This window comes from Flexivirga alba (assembly GCF_042661025.1).
In the GTDB taxonomy this organism is placed as follows: domain Bacteria; phylum Actinomycetota; class Actinomycetes; order Actinomycetales; family Dermatophilaceae; genus Flexivirga; species Flexivirga alba.
On record NZ_JBHSWH010000001.1, the window covers coordinates 4719451 to 4725929 of the forward strand.

Sequence of the window (6479 nt, forward strand, 5' to 3'; positions counted from 1 at the left end):
CGATCGAATCGATTCGACGGCCCGAAGCGCTCCTCCGAAGGAACTCCATGGTGATGGTGGACAAGCCCAACACCGCTCCCGATTCGCAGTCGGACCCCACCGTGTCCCGCCGCGTCTCGCGGTCGGTCGCGGTCCTGTTCGTGCTGAATGGCGCTGCCTTCGCCTCGTTCGCCGCCCGGCTGCCCGACGTCAAGACACTGCTTCACTTCTCGACCGGCCAGCTCGGCCTTCTCCTTCTCGCCGGTTCGCTCGGCAGTGTGAGCGGGCTGCCCTTGGCCGGCTGGGTGATCGGCCGATTCGGCAGCCGCGCCGACCGTGCGCGTCGCCGCACTGGCGGCCACCGCGGGTTACTTGCTCGCTGCCGTTGCCATCACCTCACACCTCGTGTGACCGTGATCGGCCTGCTCATCGCCGGCTGGGGCATGGGCCCCTGGGACGTCGCGATGAACCTCGAAGGCACCGTCGTCGAGCGTCACCAGAAGCGCTCGATCATGCCTCGCTACCACGCGATGTTCAGTGGCGGCACCGTCGTGGCGGCGCTCGTCGGCGCGGGCCTGACCGCCATACACGTGCCTTTGTGGGTGCACCTGGCCATCGTCATGGCCGTCATCGGCACCGTCGCCATCTGGTGCGCCAAGAACTTCGGGACGTTGTCCGATGGCCGAGAAGTTGCCACCGAGGACGACGCGAAGGCCCGCCCGACATCCACGTTGCGCAGTGCCTGGACCGATCCTCGTGTCCTGCTGATCGGGGTCGTGACACTGATCGCCGCATTCACCGAGGGCACCGCGAACGACTGGCTGTCGCTCGGCTTCGTTGAAGGCCACCATGTGCCGAAATGGGCCGGAATCCTAGCGTTCGCAACCTTTCTCAGCTGTATGACGGCCGGACGTCTCGTCGGCACCATGCTCCTGGACCGTTACGGCCGTGTGCCGGTGTTGCGCGCCTGCTTCTCGCTGGCGATCCTCGGCTGCCTGGTCGTGGTCTTCGGACCGACCGCACTCGCGTATGCCGGAGTCGTCATCTGGGGCCTCGGTGTCTCGTTGGGCTTCCCGGTCGGCATGAGCGCTGCCGCCGACGACCCGCAGCACGCGCACGCCCGCATCTCGGTGATCAGCACCGTCGCCTACACCGCGTTCCTCGCCGGTCCCCCGCTGCTCGGGCTGCTCGGCGAACACGTGGGTGTGTTGCACGCCCTGCTCGCTGTCGGTGCGGCGGCCATGGTCGCACTCGCGCTCGTCCCCGCCGTTCGCGAGCCGGAGATTCCGCAGTCCGAGAAGGCCGTGTCAACACCAATCACCTCCGATCCGGCGCTCTGCCACAGTCCGGCTCATCCCGAGTGAGACGCCTTCTGCTGAGAGCAGAAACCGTTGAGCAGTGGCGGGTGGCGGGGCTAGCGTCGACACATGGGTGACGTGCGGCAGCTCCGGCAGCGTTCGACGGTCGAGCCTCTCTGGCGGGAGGTTCTCGGCACGCAGTTGCGCGCGATCCGACTGCGTCGCCGCGGCACGATCACCACGACCGCGCAGCGGGCCGGGATCTCCGCGCAATACCTCTCCGAGGTCGAGCGCGGCCGCAAGGACCCGTCCTCGGAGATCGTCGCGGCCATCGCCGGCGCGCTGGATTGCACACTCGCCGAAGTCACCGACCTGACCGTTCGCGAGCTGCGCCGCGAGTCCGTCCGATTGGGTCTGGCTTCCGCCCCGGCGAACATGCGCGGCCCGGTCGCGCTGGCCGCCTGACACACCCGGATCAGCTCCGATAGGCCATCACCTCGTCGGCCAGCCCGTAGTCGACGGCGGCCTGCGGCGCGAAGATCCGGTCCCTATCGGTGTCCTTGCGCAACACGTCGAGCGGTTGCCCGGTGTGCTGCGCGAGCACTTCCTCGGCCTCCGCACGCAGCCGAATCACCTCGTCGGCCGCCAGGATGATGTCTGGTATGGCGCCACGGCCGCTCCCGGACGGCTGGTGCAGCAACACCCGCGAGTGCGGCAGGACACTCCGCCGACCCGGAGCGCCGGCCGCCAACAGGATCGCGGCCGTCGAGCACGCCTGCCCGACACAGGTCGTCGCGACCGGTGACCGGACGAACCGCATCGCGTCATACACGGCGAACGTGGCGGTCAGGGATCCGCCGGGCGAGTTGATGTAGAGGTTGATCTCCTGGTCCGGTGCCACTGATTCCAGGTGCAGGATCTGCGCGATCAGCGCGTTCGAAACTCCGTCATCGATCTCGGTGCCGAGGTAGACGATCCGCTCGGAGAGTAGATGGCTGTATACGTCCATGACGCGGTCGCCGCGCGGAGACGACGCAATCACATTCGGAATCGTGTAACTACTCATGACGCCTCCCTCCTTCGTCGGGTGCCATCATTCGACTGCGCCATTGGTCGTTCGCTGCGCTCACTCATGACGCCTCCCTCCTTCGTCGGGTGCCGTCATTCGACTGCGCCATTGGTCGTTCGCTGCGCTCACTCATGATCATCAAACTCCAAGTCCCACAGGGTTTTTGCCCGGCTTGATGCGGCTGAGGTCGTCGATGACCTGGTCGATGAGTCCATAGGCAACGGCTTGCTCCGCCGTGTACCAGCGGTCCCGCAGCGAATCCTCGAACACGCGCGGCACCGGTTGGCCGGTGAGTTCGGCGGTGATGCCGAGCACGGTGTCCCGTGTCTGGCGCAGATCGTCGGCCTGCAACTCGATGTCGACCGCGGTGCCACCGAAGCCGGCGCTGCCCTGATGCATGAGGACCTTGGTGCGGCAACGCGTAGCGCTTGCCCTTCTCTCCCTGTCAGCAGGAATTGCCCTGCGCTGCAAGCCAATCCGAGCGCCAGCGTCGACACGTCGTTCGGGATCGCACGCATCACATCCATGATCGCGAGCATTGCCGGCACCGAACCGCCGGGCGAGTTGATCCAGAAGCTGATGTCGGCGCGCGGGTCGGCTGCCGACAACAGGTAGAGCTGAGACATGAGCCGGGTGCCGATCTCGTCGTCCAGCTCGGTGTCGAGCACGATGATGCGCTCGTCGAGGAGATGTTCGGCGATCTGCCGGCTGAGTGGGTGTGGTGGTCTGCGCTGTTCTTCGGACATGCTGCAAGGATCAGCGAAAAACACTGTGAACAGCTAGCTTTCGCTGCTGTCAGCAGAGAGAGCGACCAACTGGCCCGGCGCGAGGATGCGTTCCTTACGATCGTTGGTATGACGAGAGCGACCGACCAGGCACGCGCCGACCTCGCTCCCGAGGGGCACCTCACCGCAGCGATCAACCTCGGCAACCCGGTCCTTGCGCAGGGCGATCCGCAACAACCGGGCGGGATCACCGTCGACATCGCACACGAGATCGCGACCCGGCTGGGCACCGACCTGCGCTTCGTCTGCTTCGACGCGGCGCGCAAGTCCTTCGACGCGCTCGTCTCCGGACCGGCGACGATCGCGTTCCTCGCCGTCGAGCCGGCCCGCGCCCGCGAGGTCACGTTCACCGAGCCCTACGTCCTCATCGACGGCGTGTATGCCGTGCCCGACGCCTCACCCCACCGGGCACCGGCCGATGTCGACGCCGGCGGTGTCCGGATCGGCGTCAAGGAGGGCTCGGCATACGACCTCTTCCTGACCCGCACCCTCGAGCACGCCACCATCGTTCGCGGCGTGGACGGGACCACCGTTTTCGCCGAGCAGAGCCTCGACGTCGCGGCTGGGATCCGTGAGCCGGTCACTGCATACGTCGACGCCAACCCCGGCCTACGCATCCTCGACGAACCGTTCATGCAGATCCGGCAGGCGCTGGCCACCAAGCCGAGCACTCACCCGGCCACCACGACCTGGCTCGACGGCCTGCTCGATGAACTCCTCGCCGGCGGCTTCGTCGCGGAGGCGCTGCGCCGCTCCGGGCAATCCGAGACGCTCGCCGCAGGCCGCGTGCGGTGACGGCGTCCCGGAATCGGGCATAAGGTGTCGTGGATGTCGTATCCGACGAGCGCCGAGCCGCCATTCGCAACCGGTCTCTACTGGCGAAAGAGCCTGCTCAACGCCCGCAAATGTATCCCGGTGATACTCGTGCTCGCCGACGGACTGCTGACGATGTCCGACAAGAGCAGTCGCGTCTTCTCGATCCCCGCATCGCAGATCAGCCTGCGCAGGAGCCGGTGGGGCACCTTGCTAATCACCTGCGGCAGCACGACATACGCGCTTGTCGGTCGGGGCGGCGACATCTCGCCGCAGTTCACCGACGAACAGATTGCACACCTCGACAAGCTTGGTGCGCCGACTCCCCCGAAGCCCATGAGACCCTCGCGCGCCGGCTCGGGTCAGGCGATGCTCTTCAACACCGAGCCGCTGGCGGCCAGACTCCGGCAAGCCGGCGCCACGGTCAGCTGACCAGCGCCACTGCCACAACCACCACCCCGGGGTGAAAGGCTGGAGCCATGGCCAACCGACTCGCTGACTCCCTCAGCCCCTACCTCCGCCAGCACGCCGACAACCCGGTCGACTGGCGCGAGTGGAGTCCCGAAGCGCTGCAGGAGGCTGCCGACAACAACCGACCGATCCTGCTGTCCGTCGGGTATGCCGCCTGCCACTGGTGCCACGTCATGGCGCACGAGTCGTTCGAGAACCTCGAGGTTGCGGCTGCGATCAATCAGTCCTTCGTCGCGATCAAGGTGGACCGCGAAGAACGTCCGGACATCGACGCCGCCTACATGACCGCCACGACTGCAATGACGGGAAGTGGCGGATGGCCGATGACCTGCCTGCTCACCCCGGATGGCAAGCCCTTCTTCTCCGGCACCTATCTGCCGAAACCACAGTTCCTGCAACTGCTTTCGGCGGCCAAGCATGCCTGGGAGACCCAGCCGGACGAGGTCAGGGCTTCCGGGCAGAACGTCGCGACCCAACTGGCAGCGGCGGCGACCCGCGGCGCGTCCACCGCGCTCACTGCGGAGGTCACCGCCAACGCCGTCACCACCCTCCGCCAGTCGTATGACGCCAGGTATGGCGGCTTCGGCGGCGCGCCGAGTTCCCGCCGTCCATGGTGCTGGAGTTTCTGTTGCGCCACCACTCGCGCACCGGTGACAGCGATGCCTTGGCCATGGTCGAGCACAGCTGCGAGGCAATGGCTCGTGGCGGCATCTACGACCAGCTTGCCGGTGGCTTCGCACGCTACAGCGTCGACGCGACCTGGACGGTGCCGCACTTCGAGAAGATGCTCTACGACAACGCGCAATTGTTGCGTGTCTACGCGCACCTGTGGCGCGCCACTCAAAGCCCGCTTGTCGCCCGAATTGCCTCCGAGACAGCGCAATTCATCATCCGCGACCTCGGGACGGCCGACGGCGGCTTCGCCAGCGCGCTCGACGCCGACACCGAGGGGATCGAGCACGACATACGTCTGGTCACCCAGCGACCTGCGGGCGACGCTCGGCGACGAGGACGGCCGGTGGGCCGCCGAGCTGCTCGGCGTGACCGAGGAGGGAACTTTCGAGCACGGCACCTCGACCCTCCAGCTGCTGCGCGACCCGGACGACCAGTCGCGGTGGGAATTGATCCGGACCAAGCTCATGGACCGTCGCTCCCGACGGCCCCAACCGGATCGCGACGAGAAGGTCGTGACGTCCTGGAACGGTCTGGCGATCAGCGCACTCGCCGAGGCCGCAATGATCCTGCAGGAATCCGAATGGCTCGATGCCGCAATGGCTTCCGCGGAGTTCGCGCTCGATCGCCACCTCGTTGACGGCAGGCTGCGGCGCACCTCGCTGGGCGGCCGGGTCAGTGGCGCCCCCGGCGTCGCCGACGATTACGGCAACTTCGCGGAGGCGCTGCTCGTCCTGCACCAGGCGACCGGTGAACAGCGCTACCTCGCCGCCGGCGAGCAACTGCTCGCGACCGCGCAGCAGATCTTCACTGGTCCGTCCGGCGGCTTCCACGATGCCGCTTCCGCGGAGAGAAGCTGTTCTTCACCCCGCGTGGTGCCGGTGACAACGCCGAGCCTTCTGGGACCTCGAGCCTCGCCGGCGCATTGCTCACCCTCAGCGCGCTGACTGGCGATCCGGCAGCCCGCGACCGCGCAGCGGCGGCACTTGCGTCCATGGGCGAAATCGCCACGCAGGCACCACGATTCGCCGGTTGGGGCCTCGCCGTGGCCGAAGCGGTCCTGGCCGGTCCGGTGCAGGTGGCGGTCATCGGACAGGACCGCGCGTCACGCGGTCTCACGCGCACTGCGTGGGCCGCACCCACCTCGGGCGCCGTGATCGTCCACGGTGCGCCGGATGCCCCGACCTCACCCCTGCTGGCCGATCGCCCCCTGGTCGGCGGCCGCTCAGCGGCCTACGTGTGTCACGGCTTCGTCTGCCAGGCGCCGGTCACCGATCGCGACGAGCTCATCGACCAGTTGCGTGGACGCTGAGCAAGCGGGCACCGTTGTCCCACAGGACCTTTCGCATCCAGTCATCACCGAGATCCAGCCTCGCCAAGGCCTCGAGCTGG

Annotated in this window: 7 protein-coding genes and 1 pseudogene; 6 read left to right on the plus strand and 2 right to left on the minus strand. The window is 67.3% G+C overall.

Going from position 1 to position 6479, the window contains the following annotated elements:
* The first annotated feature begins 47 nt into the window (after positions 1 to 47).
* Both ACFQDH_RS23555 and ACFQDH_RS23560 read left to right on the plus strand, forming a co-directional pair.
* Positions 48 to 1343: an MFS transporter gene (locus ACFQDH_RS23555; RefSeq protein WP_382404775.1), complete on the plus strand. Its 1296-nt coding sequence runs from the start codon at positions 48 to 50 to the stop codon at positions 1341 to 1343.
* Between the two features lie 63 nt (positions 1344 to 1406).
* Positions 1407 to 1742, plus strand: a complete 336-nt coding sequence (locus tag ACFQDH_RS23560) for a helix-turn-helix domain-containing protein (protein WP_382397336.1) — start codon at positions 1407 to 1409, stop codon at positions 1740 to 1742.
* Between the two features lie 10 nt (positions 1743 to 1752).
* Here ACFQDH_RS23560 and ACFQDH_RS23565 read toward each other — a convergent pair whose 3' ends face one another.
* The gene (locus ACFQDH_RS23565; RefSeq protein ID WP_382397338.1) at positions 1753 to 2343 is read right to left on the minus strand and encodes a ClpP family protease; all 591 of its coding nucleotides are present in this window, start codon (positions 2341 to 2343) and stop codon (positions 1753 to 1755) included.
* Between the two features lie 141 nt (positions 2344 to 2484).
* A pseudogene (locus ACFQDH_RS23570) lies at positions 2485 to 3092 on the minus strand (ClpP family protease).
* A 108-nt stretch (positions 3093 to 3200) separates the two neighbouring features.
* Between ACFQDH_RS23570 and ACFQDH_RS23575 the strand changes: the two are divergent.
* Genes ACFQDH_RS23575 through ACFQDH_RS23590 form a run of 4 tightly spaced genes read left to right on the plus strand, consistent with a single transcriptional unit; the run spans position 3201 to position 6399 of the window.
* Entirely contained in the window at positions 3201 to 3926 is a 726-nt protein-coding gene (locus tag ACFQDH_RS23575) for a transporter substrate-binding domain-containing protein (RefSeq protein ID WP_382397340.1), read from the plus strand.
* A 33-nt stretch (positions 3927 to 3959) separates the two neighbouring features.
* Positions 3960 to 4376: a hypothetical protein gene (locus ACFQDH_RS23580; protein WP_382397342.1), complete on the plus strand. Its 417-nt coding sequence runs from the start codon at positions 3960 to 3962 to the stop codon at positions 4374 to 4376.
* Positions 4377 to 4423: 47 nt separating this feature from the next.
* Positions 4424 to 6034, plus strand: coding sequence for a thioredoxin domain-containing protein (locus ACFQDH_RS23585; RefSeq protein WP_382404776.1), 1611 nt, complete (start codon positions 4424 to 4426; stop codon positions 6032 to 6034).
* A 47-nt stretch (positions 6035 to 6081) separates the two neighbouring features.
* The gene (locus ACFQDH_RS23590) at positions 6082 to 6399 is read left to right on the plus strand and encodes a hypothetical protein (RefSeq protein WP_382404777.1); all 318 of its coding nucleotides are present in this window, start codon (positions 6082 to 6084) and stop codon (positions 6397 to 6399) included.
* Positions 6400 to 6479 lie beyond the last annotated feature (80 nt).